Raw genomic sequence first — 16,362 nt, forward strand, 5'->3', positions numbered from 1 at the left:
TCTTGTGTTGATTGATCCACCGCTTTCGCGAGCAGGCTCGCTCCCACAGTTGGTTTTGGGGTGCGCAGTTATTGCGCGGTGGCTTTTAGGCCCGTGAGGAGCAGGCGTTGGAACAGGTCTTCTTTAAGGCCTTCCGGGTTTGTGAGTTGCATGCGTTCGAGGTGTTCCGGGTATAGGGATGCCTCGGGGGCGTCGAGGGCTGCTTTGCCAAGTTCGAGAATCTCGGTGAGCTTGAACTTGCTCTTCAGCCAGTTCAGCGCCCGCAGCAAATCCCGTTCGATCGCGGTGAAATCACAGCCCAGCGGATACTCCGGAAATAGGTTCGGATGCCGCGCGGCAATCGCCTGCAAACGCTGCGGTGTGTTGTCGGCGAAGCGTGGATCGATACGGAAATCCTTTGGCAGTTTGCCAACCTTCTGCGCCTGCTCGATCAGCCCTGACTGAAAGCGTGAGTCGCTGACATTGAGCAACGCCTCAATGACCGCAGCGTCCGTCTTGCCGCGCAGATCGGCGATGCCATATTCGGTGACCACGATATCCCGCAGATGCCGTGGGATCGTGCAGTGGCCGTATTCCCAGACGATGTTGGAGCTGACGTCCCCGCCGGATTCACGCCAACTGCGCAGGATCAGAATCGAGCGCGCATCGTGCAATGCATGTCCCTGCGCAACGAAGTTGTACTGCCCGCCGACACCACTGAGCACCCTTCCGTCTTCCAGTTGATCGGCCACGCCGGCGCCCAGCAAGGTCATGGTGAACACAGTGTTGATGAACCGCGCATCGAGACGCTGCAAGCGCTTGAGTTCTTCCTGACCATACAACTCGTTGATGTAGCTGATGCGGGTCATGTTGAATTCGAGGCGCTTGCTCAACGGCAGCTCGCGCAAGCGCTCGTAGAAACTGCGCGGGCCGAGGAAGAATCCGCCGTGCACCGAGATGCCGTCAGTCTGCGCCGCTTCGTCGAGGGTGCCGGCGTTGGCTTGCTCCTGCGTCGGCACGTCGGGGTAGACCTTGCGCCGAATAATCCCGGCATCCGCCAGCACCAGCAAACCGTTGACGAACATTTCGCTGCAACCGTAAAGGCCTTTGGCGAATGGCCCGGTGCCGCCCTCGCGGTCGATCAACTGCGCCCATTGGCTGAGGTTGATGTCACTGAGCAACGCTTGGTAACCCGCGTTGTCAGCCTGGCGCGCGAGCAGTGCGGCGGTGAGCGCATCGCCCATCGAGCCGATGCCGATCTGCAACGTGCCGCCGTCGCGCACCAGCGTACTCGCGTGCAGACCGATGAAATGATCCTGAAACCCGACCGGCATGTTCGGCGTGGAAAACAGCGTGCTGCTGTCCTTCGCGTCGATCAGCAGGTCGAAGGTGTCGATGTCGACTTCGGCATCGCCGGGCATGTACGGCAGATCGGTATGAACCTGACCGACCAGCACAATGGTCTCCCCGGCTTCGCGACGTTTGGCGATCATCGGCAACAGGTCGAGGGTGATGTCCGGGTTGCAGCTCAGGCTCAGGCGATCCGGGTGTTCGCTGCTGCTGGCGAGCAGTTGCGCCACCAGATTCAGGCCGGCGGCGTTGATGTCGCGGGCGGCATGGCTGTAGTTGCTGCTGACGTAATCCTGCTGGGCCGGCGGGCTGTTGAGCAGGCTGCCGGGCTGCATGAAGAACTGTTCGATGCGGATGTTGGCGGGCAGGCTGTCGCCGCGCAGATCGGCGAGAAAATCGAACTCCGGATAGTCACCGAAGACGCGTTCGACGAAGGGTTCGATGAAGCGTTTCTGCAAACCATCGCCCAAGCTCGGACGGCCCAGGCACAGTGCGGTGTAGATCGTCAGTTGGCGCTCGGGCAGTCCCTTGATGCGCCGGTACAGCGCGTTGACGAAGTGATTGGGTTTGCCCAGGCCCAGCGGCATGCCCATGTGGATGTGCGCTGGCAACCTCGCCAGTACGTCGTCCACTGCCTGTTCGATCGAACACAACTGCACCATCTGAAGCCTCCCGCCCGTTCCGTGAATAGAGGTAGACCGAGCTTGCCTTGAGTTTGCTGCAATGAACAGCCCACGCAATGAATCGCGGACACAAAAAAACCGTCCGAAGACGGTTTTTTGCGTCAGAAGTGCGGCTTATTTCAGGCCGGACATCTTCTGGATTGCACCCTTGAGCTCGTCATCCGAGCAATCGGCGCAGGTGCCTTTTGGCGGCATGGCGTTCAGGCCGGTAATGGCTTTTGCCAGCAAACCGTCGAGGCCGCCCTGATGATCGGCGCGGTCTTTCCAGGCTGCTGCGTCACCGATTTTCGGCGCACCCAACAGGCCGGTACCGTGGCAAGCGTTGCAATGTTTGGCAATCACTTCGTCCGGGGTTTTCGCACCGCCACCGCCGCCGGCAGTTGCAGCCACTTCCATCCCCTTGCATTCCTGCCCTTGAACACACACCTGGCCGACAGGTTCAAGGCGTTTGGCAATGTCGTCATTGGTCGCAGCTTGAGCGCTGACAGCCCAGAGGGCCAGTACGGTTGCTGGTGCGGCCAGCATTTTCATAATTAGGTTCACGCGTTCACCCTCAATGGTGGCTATTCACGCCTGCGGCCACGGTTCGCAGGCGGGCGGAAGTATAGCGGGTAGCCCGCCACACTGAAACAACCCCATAGTCGAAGGGGTTATACCGCGCAGTGAAAAAACTCTTCGGATGCCTTCGCCGTCATGGCTTGGCGCCTCTATTTTAAAAATTTGCCGGCGTTGCTGCGCTGATTAGTCGCGCAGGCAAGTCGAACGGATTGCGAAAACGATGCGGCTTGGTACTTTCAAAGTAGTAGCTGTCGCCGGCTTCGAGAATAAAAGTTTCAAGACCCACTACCAGTTCCAGACGACCTTCCACCAGAATTCCGGTCTCCTCGCCTTCATGGGTGAGCATTTCTTCGCCCGTATCGGCGCCCGGTGGGTAGATTTCGTTGAGGAATGCGATGGCGCGGCTGGGATGCGCACGGCCGACCAGTTTCATGGTCACGGCGCCGTCGGAAATGTCGATCAGCTCGTTGGCCTTGTAGACGATCTGGGTCGGGATTTCCTGCAGAATCTCTTCGGAAAAGAACTCGACCATGGACATGGGAATCCCGCCCAGTACCTTCCTCAGCGAACTGATCGAAGGACTGACGCTGTTCTTTTCGATCATCGAAATGGTGCTGTTGGTGACGCCCGCACGTTTGGCGAGTTCACGCTGGGAAAGCCCTTTGAGCTTGCGGATCGATTGCAGTCGTTCACCGACGTCCAAGGCGCGAGCCTCCTGATGTTGTAAGAATATTGAGCGTTATCATGGCGACAGCGTTCAGTATTTACAACACTTGGGCTCCCCGGCGACCTTAACCCTCGGAATAGGGCCTTGGCACCCGACGCAGATTGCAGAAGATCTGGTACGGGATGGTGTCGGCCCACTTCGCCACTTCGCTGGCGAGGATGTTTTTGCCCCACAACTCGACGGTCGAACCGAGGTCGGCTTCCGGCACATCCGTCAGATCGATGCAGAGCATGTCCATCGACACGCGACCGAGAATGCGGCTGCGTTTACCTGCCACCAAAACTGGCGTGCCGGTTGGCGCCTGACGCGGGTAGCCGTCGGCGTAACCCATGGCGACCACGCCGATACGCATCGGCTTGTCGGTGATGAATTTGGCGCCATAACCGATCGGTTCGCCGGCGGGCAGTTCACGCACGCAGATGACTTTCGATTCCAGCGTCATCACCGGTTGCAGGCGCTCGGCCACGGCGTTGGCTTCTTCGAACGGCGTGGCGCCGTAGAGCATGATGCCCGGGCGCACCCAATCGCTGTGAATCTGCGGCCAACCGAGCACGGCTGGCGAGTTGCGCAGGCTGACTTCCGCCGCCAGGCCCTGACGCGCCGCTTCAAACACCGCAACTTGCTCGGTGCTGCTCTGCGCGTGCAGCTCATCGGCGCGGGCGAAGTGGCTCATCAAGACGATTTTCGCCACTTTGCCGCTGGCCAGCAGACGTTGATAAGCCGCCGCATAATCCTTCGGATGCAGCCCAACGCGGTGCATGCCCGAATCGAGCTTCAACCAAACGGTGATCGGTTTACTCAGCGCAGCCTGCTCGATCGCTTCGAGTTGCCACAGCGAATGCACCACGCACCAGAAATCATGCTCGACGATCAGCGCCAGCTCATCGGCCTCGAAAATCCCTTCCAGCAACAACACCGGAGCACGAATGCCCGCAGCGCGCAGCTCCAAAGCTTCTTCGATGCAGGCGACGGCAAAACCATCAGCCTCGGCTTCCAGCGCCTGCGCGCAACGCACCGCGCCATGGCCGTAAGCATCGGCCTTGATCACCGCAAGCGCCTTGGCGCCGGTGACTTCGCGGGCAATTCGGTAGTTGTGACGCAGGGCTTGAAGGTCGATCAGGGCACGGGCAGGACGCATGGCAGCAGACTTCTTGGCGGTCATGGGAATAAAAACCGGCGCCGACTGACGACGTGAACCGCCAATAGCGCCGGGAGAGGGATCTTTACAACGGGTTACGGCAGCGCGGCGACGATAGAGATTTCTACCAGAATGCTCGGCTTGGCCATTTTCGCTTCGACGGTGGCGCGGGCCGGGGCGGCACCCTTTGGCAGCCACTGGTCCCACACCGAGTTCATCCCGGCGAAGTGCGCTTCGATATCGTTCAGGTAAATCGTCGCCGACAGCAAATGCTGTTTGTCAGTCCCGGCCAGATCCAGCAAGCGCTCGATATTGCCGAGGACTTCGCGGGTCTGCTGTTCAATCCCGGCGTCGAAGTCGTCACCGACCTGCCCGGCCAGATACACGGTGCCGTTGTGGCTGACGATCTGACTCATGCGCTCATTGGTGAGCTGGCGCTGGATTGCCATGTTTTGCGGACTCCTGAATTTTGTTGCCGTAACGGGAAATATCGAGGCCTTCGGCGCTGATCTGTGGTTTTTTCTTCGCCATCAAGTCGGCCAACAGACGACCGGAACCGCACGCCATGGTCCAGCCGAGCGTGCCGTGACCGGTGTTGAGGAACAGATTCTTGAACGGCGTGGCGCCAACGATCGGCGTGCCGTCCGGGGTGGTCGGACGCAGGCCGGTCCAGAAGCTTGCTTCGGCCAGATTGCCGCCCTGAGGATAAAGGTCGTTGACGATCATCTCCAGGGTTTCGCGCCGACGCGGGTTCAGCGACAGGTCAAAACCGGCGATTTCGGCCATGCCGCCAACGCGGATGCGATTGTCGAAACGGGTGATCGCGACCTTGTAGGTCTCGTCGAGAATAGTCGAAGTCGGGGCCATGGCCGGGTTGGTGATCGGCACGGTCAGCGAGTAACCCTTGAGCGGATACACCGGGGCCTTGATGCCCAGCGGCTTGAGCAGTTGCGGCGAGTAGCTGCCAAGCGCCAATACGTAGCGGTCGGCGGTTTCCAGTTTGCCGTCGATCCACACGCCGTTGATGCGATCACCGGCGTAGTCGAGTTTCTGGATGTCCTGACCGAAGCGGAATTCCACACCGAGTTTCACCGCCATTTCGGCGAGGCGTGTGGTGAACATCTGGCAATCGCCAGTCTGATCGTTCGGCAGGCGCAGGGCACCGGCGAGGATGTCAGTCACACCCGCCAGCGCAGGTTCAACGCGAGCAATGCCGGCGCGGTCGAGCACTTCAAACGGCACGCCGGACTCTTTCAGCACGGCGATGTCTTTGGCGGCGCCGTCCAGCTGAGCCTGGGTGCGGAACAGTTGCGTGGTGCCCAGGCTGCGGCCTTCGTAGGCGATGCCGGTTTCGGCGCGCAATTCGTCGAGGCAGTCGCGGCTGTACTCGGACAGACGCACCATGCGCTCCTTGTTTACCGCGTAACGGTTGGCAGTGCAATTGCGCAGCATCTGCGCCATCCACAGGTATTGATCGATGTCGGCGGTGGCCTTGATCGCGAGAGGGGCGTGGCGTTGCAGCAGCCACTTGATGGCCTTGAGCGGCACGCCCGGCGCGGCCCACGGCGAGGCATAGCCCGGCGAGACCTGGCCGGCGTTGGCGAAACTGGTCTCCATGGCCGCGGCTGGCTGCCGGTCGACCACCACCACTTCAAACCCGGCACGGGCCAGATAGTAAGCACTGGCGGTACCGATGACGCCGCTACCCAAGACCATAACGCGCATTTTTTATCCCTCTCGCGGCGTGCCGCGTACGTCTGTTGTCAGAGCAATGATGCGCGCAGTGTAAAAAATAAATGCCAGTGCTTTTCACTATATAAGCGCCTATATTTGGCGACAATTCTCGGCAAAAACCCTTTTCACGGAGGCGCATCCCCTATGCGTACCAACACTCAGACCAAACGTGAGCTGGACAAGATCGACCGCAACATCTTGCGGATCCTGCAGGCGGACGGGCGGATTTCCTTTACCGAACTCGGTGAAAAGGTCGGCCTCTCCACCACACCGTGCACTGAGCGGGTGCGCCGGCTGGAGCGCGAAGGGATCATCATGGGCTACAACGCCCGGCTGAATCCGCAGCATTTGAAGGGTAGCTTGCTGGTGTTCGTCGAGATCAGCCTCGACTACAAATCCGGCGACACGTTCGAAGAGTTCCGCCGCGCGGTGCTGAAATTGCCGCACGTGCTGGAGTGCCATCTGGTGTCAGGGGATTTCGACTATCTGGTGAAGGCGCGGATTTCCGAGATGGCCTCGTACCGCAAGTTGCTGGGCGACATTCTGCTGAAGCTGCCGCATGTGCGAGAGTCGAAGAGCTATATCGTGATGGAAGAAGTGAAAGAGAGCTTGAACCTGCCGATTCCGGACTGAGTTTTGCCGGGCCTGACCTGGCCCTATCGCGAGCAGGCTCACTCCTACAGTTGGAATGCACTCCCCCTGTAGGAGTGAGCCTGCTCGCGATGGCCTCGATTCGGTCAGGAGTGAACCCGCTAAACCAGCACCTGCCGATTCGCTGCCATGTATTCGAAAATCTGCTTCTCCACCCGTGGATGAATCAGCTCCACCGGCCGCCGTTCATTCGGGCAAGGCAAGGTTTTGGTCGTGCCAAACAACCGGCAAATCAACGGCCGCTCCTCATACACCGTGCAGCCATTCGGCCCCAGGTGCACACAGTTCAGCTCCTCCATCGCCGCATCCTGCTCGGCGCGGGTCTTGCGCGGCAGGCGGGCCATTTCTTCCGGCGAAGTGGTCACCGGGCCGCAGCAATCGTGGCAGCCGGGCACGCACTCGAACGAGGGGATCTGCTGGCGCAAGGCGCGAATTTTCTGGCTGTTGCAGCTCATCGAAGCGGTAACCAAGGTGAAATAGGCGGCAATTGTGCCGCAAAAGCCGTGATCCAGACACCGCAGGCCGACCAGTGTTGCCCACGTTCGGGCGCGCGGCTTATGCTCCGTCAAATTTTCTCGACACCACAGCCGTTGGATGATGCCCATGAATGCCCGCGCCCATACCACCGCGAGCCAACCCCACGTTGCCTCCTACTACGCCGCCAGCAGCCTGCCGCAGCCGGATCATCCTGTATTGGAAGGTGAAGCAGTGGCCGACGTCTGTGTGGTCGGTGGCGGCTTTTCCGGGTTGAACACCGCGCTGGAACTGGCCGAACGCGGCCTCAGCGTGGTCTTGCTGGAAGCGCACAAGATCGGCTGGGGCGCCAGCGGCCGCAACGGCGGGCAATTGATTCGCGGCGTCGGTCATGGTCTCGATCAGTTCGCCAACGTCATCGGCGCCGACGGTGTGCGCGAGATGAAATTGATGGGCCTGGAAGCGGTGGAAATCGTCCGTCAGCGCGTCGAACGTTTTCAAATCGCCTGCGACCTGACCTGGGGTTACTGCGACCTCGCCAACAAACCCGCCGACCTCGACGGTTTTGCCGCAGACGCCGAGGAATTGCGCAGCCTCGGTTATCGCCATGAAACCCGCCTGCTGCAAGCCCATGAAATGCACACCGTGGTCGGTTCCACACGCTACGTTGGCGGCTTGATCGACATGGGTTCCGGGCATCTGCATCCGTTGAATCTGGCCTTGGGTGAAGCGGCCGCGGCGCACCAACTGGGAGTGAAACTGTACGAGCATTCGGCGGTGACGCGTATCGACTACGGCCGCGAAGTGAAAGTGCACACAGCACAAGGTTCGGTGCGGGCGAAGACGCTGGTGCTCGGTTGCAACGCTTATCTGAATGACCTCAATTCGCAACTCAGCGGCAAAGTCCTGCCGGCCGGTAGTTACATCATCGCCACCGAACCGCTATCCGAAGAACAGGCGCACAGGCTGTTGCCGCAAAACATGGCGGTCTGTGACCAGCGCGTGGCGCTGGATTACTACCGGCTCTCGGCGGATCGTCGTTTGCTGTTCGGCGGTGCTTGTCATTACTCGGGGCGCGACCCCAAGGACATCGGCGCGTACATGCAGCCGAAAATGCTCGAAGTGTTTCCGCAATTGGCCGGGGTGAAAGTCGATTACCAGTGGGGCGGGATGATCGGCATCGGCGCGAACCGTTTGCCGCAGATCGGCCGTCTGGTGGATCAGCCGAACGTGTATTACGCCCAGGCCTATTCCGGTCACGGCGTGAATGCCACGCACCTGGCGGGCAAGTTGCTCGCTGAGGCGATCAGTGGGCAGCACAGCGGTGGCTTTGATCTGTTTGCCAGAGTGCCGCACATCACCTTCCCGGGTGGCAAGCATTTGCGTTCGCCGTTGCTGGCGTTGGGGATGTTGTGGCATCGCCTCAAAGAGCTGGTCTGACAGATATGTGGCGCCTTGGCTGACTCCTTCGCGAGCAGGCTCGCTCCCACACTTGGAATGCATTTCCCTGTGGGAGCGAGCCTGCTCGCGAAGGGTCCTCAAGATCACTGAAGATTTCAGATCCGCCAGAACGGCTTCAAGCCCTCCTCCTGCGCCTGCTCCCGGGTCAGCCCGACATCCTTGAGTTGCTCCGGCGTCAAGCCGAGCAACGCCTTGCGCGTGTGCAAACGGTGCCAGAGCAGGCCCCAGCGACCAAGGCCGGAAGGCGCGTTGCGCATGGCGGTATTCCATGCACTGTCCTTCTGCCCTGCCGCCAGTTCCTGACTGTGTAACGTCAGCCGCACATCGCTCAAGCCGTTCATTTTTGTTGCTCCTGTTTACTTGGGTAGCCAGAGATTCCATGATGCGCGGGTCGACAAAACCGTTACAGATTCAAAGCAACTGTATTAAATCCATACAGATTTGCCGTTCCTGAGACTGAATTGCCGATTTGTGCCGCATCTGTACTGGTTTATCGAGTTTCCTTCACCGAGGCAGTGCCATGACCCTTTATGTGAACCTCGCCGAGTTGCTCGGCACGCGCATCGAACAAGGCTTCTACCGTCCTGGCGATCGCCTGCCATCGGTGCGCGCCTTGAGCGTAGAACATGGGGTCAGCCTGAGCACGGTGCAGCAGGCCTATCGCATGCTTGAAGACAGCGGCCTCGCCACACCGAAACCCAAATCCGGCTACTTCGTGCCGGTGGGCCGCGAGCTTCCGGAACTGCCCGCCATCGGCCGCCCGGCGCAGCGGCCAGTGGAAATTTCGCAGTGGGATCAAGTGCTGGAATTGATTCGCGCGGTGCCGCGCAAGGACGTCGTGCAACTGGGCCGAGGCATGCCCGACGTCAGTTCGCCAACGATGAAACCACTGCTGCGTGGACTGGCGCGCATCAGTCGCCGCCAGGACATGCCCGGTCTGTATTACGACAACATTCACGGCACCCTCGAACTGCGCGAGCAGATCGCCCGATTGATGCTCGATTCCGGCTGTCAGTTGAGCGCCAGCGACCTCGTCGTCACCACCGGTTGCCACGAAGCGCTGTCCACCAGCATCCACGCGATCTGCGAGCCGGGCGACATCGTCGCGGTGGATTCGCCAAGCTTTCACGGCGCCATGCAGACGCTCAAGGGCCTGGGCATGAAGGCCTTGGAAATCCCCACCGACCCGCTCACCGGCATCAGCCTCGAAGCGCTGGAACTGGCGTTGGAGCAGTGGCCGATCAAAGTCATCCAACTCACCCCCAACTGCAACAATCCGCTCGGCTACATCATGCCGGAGTCGCGCAAACGCGCCCTGCTCAACCTGGCCCAGCGCTTCGACGTGGCAATCATCGAAGACGACGTGTATGGCGAACTGGCCTACACCTACCCGCGGCCGCGCACGATCAAATCCTTCGATGAGGATGGCCGCGTGCTGTTGTGCAGTTCGTTTTCCAAGACGTTGGCGCCGGGCTTGCGCATTGGCTGGGTCGCGCCGGGCCGCTATCTGGAACGGGTGCTGCACATGAAATACATCAGCACTGGCTCCACCGCTCCACAGCCACAAATAGCCATCGCAGAGTTTCTCAAGTCCGGCCACTTCGAACCGCACTTGCGGCGGATGCGCACGCAATACCAGCGTAATCGCGACCTGATGATCGACTGGGTCACCCGCTATTTCCCGGCCGGTACTCGCGCCAGCCGTCCGCAGGGCAGCTTCATGTTGTGGGTCGAATTGCCGGAGGGTTTCGACACGCTGAAGCTCAATCGTGCGCTGCATGATCAAGGCGTCCAGATTGCCGTCGGCAGCATCTTTTCCGCCTCGGGCAAGTACCGCAATTGCCTGCGCATGAACTACGCCGCCAAGCCGACCCCGCAGATCGAAGAGGCGGTGCGCAAGGTCGGCGCGGCGGCGATCAAACTGCTCGCCGAAGCCGACTGACTTTTTTGAGAGCCCAGCGTCCATATGCCGACCCTTGCCGCCCTTCGGAACGATCCTACGTGAGCTTCAGACAGCCCCTGCCCGCTTTGCTGATGCTTGCCGCGCTCGTGAGCGGCTGCGCCAGTGTCGATGTGCAACGTGAACCCAGCCAGGCCTTGCCCGCCAGCAGCTCGGCCTTCGGCCGTTCGATCCAGGCCCAGGCCGCGCCGCATCAGGGCCGCTCCGGTTTCCGCCTGCTGTCCAACAGCACCGAGTCCTTCACCGCCCGCGCCGAGCTGATCCGCCACGCGCAGGTCAGCCTCGACTTGCAGTACTACATCGTCCACGACGGCATCAGCACGCGCATGCTGGTCGACGAAGTGCTCAAGGCCGCCGACCGGGGCGTGCGCGTCCGCATCCTGCTCGACGACACCACCAGTGATGGCCTCGACCAGATCATCGCCACGCTGGCGGCGCATCCGCAGATCCAGATTCGCCTGTTCAACCCGCTGCACCTGGGCCGCAGCACCGGCGTGACCCGCGCGGCCGGGCGCCTGTTCAACCTGTCGCTGCAACACCGGCGCATGCACAACAAGCTGTGGCTGGCCGACAACAGCGCGGCCATCGTCGGCGGGCGCAATCTGGGCGATGAGTATTTCGATGCCGAGCCGAACCTGAATTTCACCGACATCGACATGCTCAGCATGGGGCCGGTGGCCGAGCAGCTCGGGCACAGCTTTGATCAGTATTGGAACAGTGCGCTGAGCAAGCCGATCGATGAATTTCTCTCCAGCAAACCGACGGCCAAGGACTTGCAGAACACCCGCACGCGGCTGGAGGAATCGCTGGAGGAAACCCGCAAACAGAACCACGCGCTGTACCAACAGTTGATGACCTTCACCACTGAACCGCGCATGGACATCTGGCGCAAAGAGCTGATCTGGGCGTGGAACCAGGCGCTGTGGGATGCGCCGAGCAAGGTTCTGTCCGATGGCGAACCGGATCCGCAACTGCTGCTGACTACGCAGCTGGCGCCGGAGCTGCGAGGCGTCAGCAAAGAACTGATCATGATCTCTGCGTACTTCGTGCCGGGCCAGCCGGGGCTGGTTTACCTCACCGGCCGCGCCGATGCCGGCGTATCCGTGAGCCTGCTGACCAATTCGCTGGAGGCCACTGATGTGCCGGCGGTACACGGCGGTTACGCGCCGTATCGCAAGGCGCTGCTGGAGCACGGAGTGAAACTGTACGAACTGCGCCGCCAGCCTGGGGATAACTATGGCAGCGGGCCGCACGTGTTTTACAGCAAGTCGTTTCGCGGCTCGGACTCAAGCCTGCACAGCAAAGCGATGATCTTCGATCGGCAGAAAGCGTTTATCGGCTCGTTCAATTTCGACCCTCGCTCAGTGTTGTGGAACACCGAGGTGGGCGTTCTGGTGGACAGCCCGGAGCTCGCCGAACACGTGCGCGAACTGGCCCTGCAAGGCATGGCGCCAGCGCTCAGCTACGAAGCGAAACTGCAGGATGGAAAAATCGTCTGGGTGACCGAGGACAACGGCCAGATGCACACGCTGACCAAGGAACCGGGGAGCTGGTGGCGACGGTTCAATGCGTGGTTCAGCACCACCGTGGGCCTGGAACGCATGCTGTAATCACACAAGGATCTCTGCTTTAGAGGGCTTTCGTGGCGAGGGAATTTATCCCCGCTCGGCTGCGTAGCAGTCGTAAAAACCATCGCACGCCGTGTATCTGATGCAGCGTAATCGCAGGTTTTGGGGCTGCTTCGCAGCCCAACGGGGATAAATCCCCTCGCCACAGGTCATCAGCGCTTCAGGTTCGGGTCAGGCAGGTTCGGTGACTGGGCCAAACGCACCTTGGCGCAATAGCAGCAGCACCAACCCAAACGCCCCGATCGCCATCAACAGCGGCAACGCATGCCCGTTGATCCACTGGCTACCTGCCCCTGCCGCCAATGGCCCAACCAGACAGCCCACACCCCAAAGCTGCGCGATATGGGCATTCGCCCGTACCAGCGCATCGTCGCGGTAACGCTCGCCAATCAGAATCAGCGAGAGCGTAAACAGCCCGCCGGCACTGGCACCGAACAACACCCACAACGGCCAGATCAGCAGCGTATCGAGCAACAACGGAATCGCCAGACTCGACAGCATCAGCACCACCGCGCACCCGGCAAACAGCGTCCGTCGCGACAGGTAATCGGCCAACGCACCAATCGGCAGTTGCAGCAGCGCATCGCCCACCACCACGGTACTGACCATCGCCAAGGCGATGTCAGCGGTGAAGCCCTGTTGCAGGCAATACACCGGCAGCAGCGTCAGGATCATCGCCTCGAACGCCGCGAACAACGACACCGCCCAGGCAATCGCCGGCAGTTCGCGGGCAAACCCCCAGAGGTCACGGAACGTCACACTGCTCGCTTCACTGCTCGGCGCACCGCTACGGCGCAGCAACAGCAACGGCGAAACCAGCAGCAGGCCGACGCCAACCCAGAAACCGTAATCATGCTCGGTGCCCAGCGCACCCAGCAGCAGCGGCCCCGACAGTTGGCTCAACGCATAACTGCTGCCATACAACGCCACCAGCCGGCCGCGCCAATGCTCGACCACCAGTTGATTGATCCAGCTTTCGCCGAGGATGAACACGATGGTCAGGATCACGCCGATCATCAGGCGCAGCGCCAGCCAGATCGGATAGCTTGGCAACAACGCCAACAGACCAATCGACAGTGCCCCCGCCCACAGGCACAGACGCATCAGATTCGCCGTGCCGAAACGCGCCGCCAAATGACTGGAGATCTTTGCGCCCAACAACACGCCAATCGCCGGCATCGCCGCCATTACGCCGATGGCGAAAGCGCCGTAACCCCAACCTTCCAGGCGCAACGACACCAGCGGCATGCTGACCCCCAGGGCCAGGCCGACACTCAAGACAGACGCCAACACGGCGAAATACGTCGCCCAACGCATGTTCCACGCTCCTGTGGATTATTTTTATGTGCACCACAAAACCACTGTGGGAGCGCGCTTTTGTGGCGAGGGGATTTATCCCCGTTGGGTCGCGTAGCGGCCCCAAAACCTGCAACCGCGATGCATCAGGTACACCGCGTGCAATGATTTTGCGACTGCTTCGCAGCCGAACGGGGATAAATCCCCTCGCCACAAAAGCTCGCTCCCACAGGGATCACATTGTCATTGAGGAACCTGACCAGGCAGGCTCCCTTTAGCGGCTTACAGCTTGATCCACGTCGCTTTCAGCTCGGTGTATTTGTCGAACGCGTGCAGCGACTTGTCGCGGCCGTTGCCCGATTGCTTGAAGCCACCGAACGGTGCGGTCATGTCGCCGCCATCGTACTGGTTGACCCACACACTGCCGGCGCGCAGTGCTTTGGCGGTCAGGTGTGCTTTGGAAATGTCCTGCGTCCATACCGCCGCCGCCAGGCCGTACGGCGTGTCGTTGGCGATCTGGATGGCTTCTTCGGCCGTGTCGAAAGCGATAACCGACAGCACCGGCCCGAAGATCTCTTCCTGAGCGATCTTCATCGCGTTGCTCACGCCGTCGAAAATCGTTGGCTCAACATAAGTGCCGCCGGTTTCCTGAAGGATGCGCTTGCCGCCAGCCACCAGTTTGGCGCCATCGGTATGCCCGGATTCGATGTACGACAGCACGGTGTTCATCTGTTGCGTATCGACCAGCGCACCGACGTTGGTCGCCGGATCCAGCGGGTTGCCCGGCTTCCAGGTTTTCAGTGCTTCGATCACCATCGGCAGGAATGTGTCCTTGATCGAACGCTCGACCAGCAGACGCGAACCGGCGGTGCAGACTTCGCCCTGGTTGAAAGCGATGGCGCTGGCAGCGGATTCGGCAGCGGCTTGCAGGTCCGGCGCATCGGCAAACACGATGTTCGGGCTCTTGCCCCCGGCTTCGAGCCAGACGCGTTTCATGTTCGATTCGCCGGAGTAGATCATCAGTTGCTTGGCGATCTTGGTCGAACCGGTGAACACCAAAGTGTCGACATCGTTGTGCAGGGCCAAGGCCTTGCCGACGGTGTGGCCGTAGCCCGGCAGCACGTTGAGCACGCCTTTCGGAATGCCGGCTTCAACGGCCAGCGCAGCGATGCGAATGGCGGTCAGTGGCGATTTTTCCGACGGCTTGAGGATCACCGAGTTACCGGTCGACAGCGCCGGGCCGAGTTTCCAGCAGGCCATCATCAGCGGGAAGTTCCACGGCACGATGGCGCCAACCACACCGACCGGCTCGCGGGTTACCAGACCCAGTTGATCGTGCGGCGTGGCAGCGACTTCGTCGTAGATCTTGTCGATCGCTTCACCACTCCAGCTCAACGCTTGTGCCGCGCCCGGAACGTCGATGTACAGCGAATCGCTGATCGGCTTGCCCATGTCGAGGGTTTCGAGCAGGGCCAGTTCTTCGGCATGCTGTTTCAGCAGGCCGGCAAAACGGATCATGGTGGCTTTGCGTTTGGTCGGTGCCAGGCGCGACCACACGCCGGAATTGAAAGTGGCCCGCGCATTTTCTACAGCGCGCTGGGCGTCGGCGGCGTCACAGCTGGCAATCTTGCCGAGCAGACGGCCATCGACCGGGCTGATGCACTCAAAGGTTTCGCCGGAGACAGCGTCGGTGTATTCGCCGTTGAGGTAGGCGCGGCCTTCGATTTTCAGGTCGCGGGCGCGTTGTTCCCAGTCGGCACGAGTCAGGGTGGTCATTTCGAGTGTCCTCCGCTTGTTGAATACGAGCGCCGCGCGATCTTCGCCAGCGTCCTCAGAAATTCTGCCCGGCCAGCCGGTTTTTTCGGCCAGAGGCACCCGCCACCCTAAACCAGGCACCGGGCTTGTTTCAATATATTTGACATAAGGGGGCCGTACGGCCTTGCGGTGTTGATTTTAATCAACATAGACTTTGGCCCTTTCCAGACAATCGCGCCGTATTCACGGGGGATAACAACAATGAACATCCAGAACGTCGTCGACATCAGCCTCACCAGCAGCGAAGCCGAACGCTATCGCCCGGACCCGGCCAAAGTGCTCAAGGGCGATCCTGAGCAAGCCGTGTTCCATCAATACGACAGCCCTTGTGGGCAAATGGGCGTCGGCGTGTGGGAAGGTGCGGTTGGGCAGTGGACGGTGAATTACACCGAGCATGAGTACTGCGAGATTTTGCAGGGCGTGTCGGTGCTGCGTGATAGCGACGGTAATGCCAAGACCTTGCGTGTTGGCGACCGTTTTGTGATTCCGGCGGGGTTTCGTGGCACTTGGGAAGTGCTGGAGGCGTGCCGCAAGATCTATGTGATTTTCGAACAGAAGGCCTGAGTCTTTCGCTGATATTACCGGCCCCTTCGCGAGCAGGCTCGCTCCCACATTCGACCGCATTCCATTGTGGGAGCGAGCCTGCTCGCGAAAGCGTCGCAACAGTCAGCACAAAACTCCAGGCAACAAAAAAGGCCCGCATCTCACGATACGGGCCTTTTTCGTAAGTCGGGAAAAATCAATTACTTGATTTTGCCTTCCTTGTAGATCACGTGCTTGCGAACAACCGGATCATATTTCTTGATCTCGATTTTGTCCGGGGTAGTACGCTTGTTCTTGTCGGTAGTGTAGAAGTGACCAGTACCGGCGCTCGAGATCAAACGAATCAATTCACGCATGATTAGCTC

The 16,362-nt window shown here is 60.4% G+C and carries 16 protein-coding genes; 5 read left to right on the forward strand and 11 right to left on the reverse strand.

What is annotated here, in order from left to right:
• Nucleotides 1-68: 68 nt before the first annotated feature.
• From JFT91_RS04910 to dadA, 6 genes are all read right to left on the reverse strand, one after another.
• A complete protein-coding gene (locus JFT91_RS04910; protein ID WP_201231719.1) occupies nucleotides 69-1,991 on the reverse strand; it encodes an acetyl-CoA hydrolase/transferase C-terminal domain-containing protein in 1,923 nt (640 codons plus the stop codon).
• A gap of 135 nt (nucleotides 1,992-2,126) precedes the next feature.
• On the reverse strand, nucleotides 2,127-2,543 hold the full coding sequence (locus tag JFT91_RS04915) for a c-type cytochrome (RefSeq protein WP_053125000.1): 417 nt from the start codon (nucleotides 2,541-2,543) through the stop codon (nucleotides 2,127-2,129).
• Between the two features lie 181 nt (nucleotides 2,544-2,724).
• Entirely contained in the window at nucleotides 2,725-3,273 is a 549-nt protein-coding gene (gene relB / locus JFT91_RS04920; protein WP_025112726.1) for a type II toxin-antitoxin system RelB family anti-toxin, read from the reverse strand.
• Between the two features lie 88 nt (nucleotides 3,274-3,361).
• The gene (alr, locus tag JFT91_RS04925) at nucleotides 3,362-4,435 is read right to left on the reverse strand and encodes an alanine racemase (RefSeq protein ID WP_201231720.1); all 1,074 of its coding nucleotides are present in this window, start codon (nucleotides 4,433-4,435) and stop codon (nucleotides 3,362-3,364) included.
• A 95-nt stretch (nucleotides 4,436-4,530) separates the two neighbouring features.
• Nucleotides 4,531-4,884 (reverse strand): RidA family protein, encoded by a 354-nt coding sequence (locus JFT91_RS04930; protein ID WP_201229253.1) that lies wholly within the window; start codon nucleotides 4,882-4,884, stop codon nucleotides 4,531-4,533.
• Complete coding sequence (gene dadA, locus JFT91_RS04935) at nucleotides 4,856-6,160, reverse strand: D-amino acid dehydrogenase (protein WP_150649016.1); 1,305 nt, start codon at nucleotides 6,158-6,160, stop codon at nucleotides 4,856-4,858. The genes JFT91_RS04930 and dadA overlap by 29 nt, the downstream gene beginning before the upstream one ends.
• A gap of 153 nt (nucleotides 6,161-6,313) precedes the next feature.
• Here dadA and JFT91_RS04940 point away from each other — a divergent pair, with 153 nt between their 5' ends.
• The gene (locus tag JFT91_RS04940) at nucleotides 6,314-6,802 is read left to right on the forward strand and encodes an Lrp/AsnC ligand binding domain-containing protein (protein WP_003206849.1); all 489 of its coding nucleotides are present in this window, start codon (nucleotides 6,314-6,316) and stop codon (nucleotides 6,800-6,802) included.
• A gap of 119 nt (nucleotides 6,803-6,921) precedes the next feature.
• Here the strand turns inward: JFT91_RS04940 and JFT91_RS04945 are convergent, their stop codons facing one another.
• A complete protein-coding gene (locus tag JFT91_RS04945; RefSeq protein WP_064116421.1) occupies nucleotides 6,922-7,275 on the reverse strand; it encodes a YkgJ family cysteine cluster protein in 354 nt (117 codons plus the stop codon).
• Nucleotides 7,276-7,423: 148 nt separating this feature from the next.
• Between JFT91_RS04945 and JFT91_RS04950 the strand changes: the two genes are divergently transcribed.
• Entirely contained in the window at nucleotides 7,424-8,734 is a 1,311-nt protein-coding gene (locus JFT91_RS04950; protein WP_201231721.1) for an NAD(P)/FAD-dependent oxidoreductase, read from the forward strand.
• Between the two features lie 116 nt (nucleotides 8,735-8,850).
• Here the strand turns inward: JFT91_RS04950 and JFT91_RS04955 are convergent, their stop codons facing one another.
• Complete coding sequence (locus tag JFT91_RS04955) at nucleotides 8,851-9,096, reverse strand: DUF1127 domain-containing protein (protein ID WP_201147461.1); 246 nt, start codon at nucleotides 9,094-9,096, stop codon at nucleotides 8,851-8,853.
• A 179-nt stretch (nucleotides 9,097-9,275) separates the two neighbouring features.
• Here JFT91_RS04955 and JFT91_RS04960 point away from each other — a divergent pair, with 179 nt between their 5' ends.
• Together JFT91_RS04960 and JFT91_RS04965 are read left to right on the forward strand one after the other, a co-directional pair.
• Nucleotides 9,276-10,697, forward strand: a complete 1,422-nt coding sequence (locus JFT91_RS04960) for an aminotransferase-like domain-containing protein (RefSeq protein WP_201231722.1) — start codon at nucleotides 9,276-9,278, stop codon at nucleotides 10,695-10,697.
• A gap of 59 nt (nucleotides 10,698-10,756) precedes the next feature.
• Nucleotides 10,757-12,325 (forward strand): phospholipase D-like domain-containing protein, encoded by a 1,569-nt coding sequence (locus JFT91_RS04965; RefSeq protein WP_201231723.1) that lies wholly within the window; start codon nucleotides 10,757-10,759, stop codon nucleotides 12,323-12,325.
• 189 nt (nucleotides 12,326-12,514) lie between these two features.
• Here the strand turns inward: JFT91_RS04965 and JFT91_RS04970 are convergent, their stop codons facing one another.
• Together JFT91_RS04970 and JFT91_RS04975 are read right to left on the reverse strand one after the other, a co-directional pair.
• Nucleotides 12,515-13,660 carry an MFS transporter gene (locus JFT91_RS04970; RefSeq protein WP_201231724.1) on the reverse strand — a complete coding sequence of 382 codons (1,146 nt, stop codon included), beginning with the start codon at nucleotides 13,658-13,660 and terminating at the stop codon, nucleotides 12,515-12,517.
• A 261-nt stretch (nucleotides 13,661-13,921) separates the two neighbouring features.
• Nucleotides 13,922-15,415 carry an aldehyde dehydrogenase gene (locus JFT91_RS04975; protein WP_016985821.1) on the reverse strand — a complete coding sequence of 498 codons (1,494 nt, stop codon included), beginning with the start codon at nucleotides 15,413-15,415 and terminating at the stop codon, nucleotides 13,922-13,924.
• A gap of 240 nt (nucleotides 15,416-15,655) precedes the next feature.
• Here JFT91_RS04975 and JFT91_RS04980 point away from each other — a divergent pair, with 240 nt between their 5' ends.
• Nucleotides 15,656-16,018 carry a cupin domain-containing protein gene (locus JFT91_RS04980; RefSeq protein ID WP_150649022.1) on the forward strand — a complete coding sequence of 121 codons (363 nt, stop codon included), beginning with the start codon at nucleotides 15,656-15,658 and terminating at the stop codon, nucleotides 16,016-16,018.
• Nucleotides 16,019-16,197: 179 nt separating this feature from the next.
• Here the strand turns inward: JFT91_RS04980 and rpmG are convergent, their stop codons facing one another.
• Nucleotides 16,198-16,353 carry a 50S ribosomal protein L33 gene (gene rpmG, locus JFT91_RS04985; RefSeq protein WP_003177274.1) on the reverse strand — a complete coding sequence of 52 codons (156 nt, stop codon included), beginning with the start codon at nucleotides 16,351-16,353 and terminating at the stop codon, nucleotides 16,198-16,200.
• Nucleotides 16,354-16,362: the final 9 nt, after the last annotated feature.

The organism is Pseudomonas sp. TH08 (genome assembly GCF_016651275.1).
Classification (GTDB): domain Bacteria; phylum Pseudomonadota; class Gammaproteobacteria; order Pseudomonadales; family Pseudomonadaceae; genus Aquipseudomonas.

What these genes read in the sequence shown, in the direction of transcription:
- dadA (WP_150649016.1), bottom strand. Translation starts at nt 6,160, where the DNA reads ATGCGCGTTATGGTCTTGGGTAGCGGCGTCATCGGTACCGCCAGTGCT.
- rpmG (WP_003177274.1), bottom strand. Translation starts at nt 16,353, where the DNA reads ATGCGTGAATTGATTCGTTTGATCTCGAGCGCCGGTACTGGTCACTTC.
- JFT91_RS04975 (WP_016985821.1), bottom strand. Translation starts at nt 15,415, where the DNA reads ATGACCACCCTGACTCGTGCCGACTGGGAACAACGCGCCCGCGACCTG.
- alr (WP_201231720.1), bottom strand. Translation starts at nt 4,435, where the DNA reads ATGCGTCCTGCCCGTGCCCTGATCGACCTTCAAGCCCTGCGTCACAAC.
- JFT91_RS04980 (WP_150649022.1), top strand. Translation starts at nt 15,656, where the DNA reads ATGAACATCCAGAACGTCGTCGACATCAGCCTCACCAGCAGCGAAGCC.
- JFT91_RS04960 (WP_201231722.1), top strand. Translation starts at nt 9,276, where the DNA reads ATGACCCTTTATGTGAACCTCGCCGAGTTGCTCGGCACGCGCATCGAA.
- JFT91_RS04915 (WP_053125000.1), bottom strand. Translation starts at nt 2,543, where the DNA reads ATGAAAATGCTGGCCGCACCAGCAACCGTACTGGCCCTCTGGGCTGTC.
- JFT91_RS04970 (WP_201231724.1), bottom strand. Translation starts at nt 13,660, where the DNA reads ATGCGTTGGGCGACGTATTTCGCCGTGTTGGCGTCTGTCTTGAGTGTC.
- JFT91_RS04950 (WP_201231721.1), top strand. Translation starts at nt 7,424, where the DNA reads ATGAATGCCCGCGCCCATACCACCGCGAGCCAACCCCACGTTGCCTCC.
- JFT91_RS04940 (WP_003206849.1), top strand. Translation starts at nt 6,314, where the DNA reads ATGCGTACCAACACTCAGACCAAACGTGAGCTGGACAAGATCGACCGC.
- JFT91_RS04930 (WP_201229253.1), bottom strand. Translation starts at nt 4,884, where the DNA reads ATGGCAATCCAGCGCCAGCTCACCAATGAGCGCATGAGTCAGATCGTC.
- JFT91_RS04910 (WP_201231719.1), bottom strand. Translation starts at nt 1,991, where the DNA reads ATGGTGCAGTTGTGTTCGATCGAACAGGCAGTGGACGACGTACTGGCG.
- JFT91_RS04945 (WP_064116421.1), bottom strand. Translation starts at nt 7,275, where the DNA reads ATGAGCTGCAACAGCCAGAAAATTCGCGCCTTGCGCCAGCAGATCCCC.
- JFT91_RS04955 (WP_201147461.1), bottom strand. Translation starts at nt 9,096, where the DNA reads ATGAACGGCTTGAGCGATGTGCGGCTGACGTTACACAGTCAGGAACTG.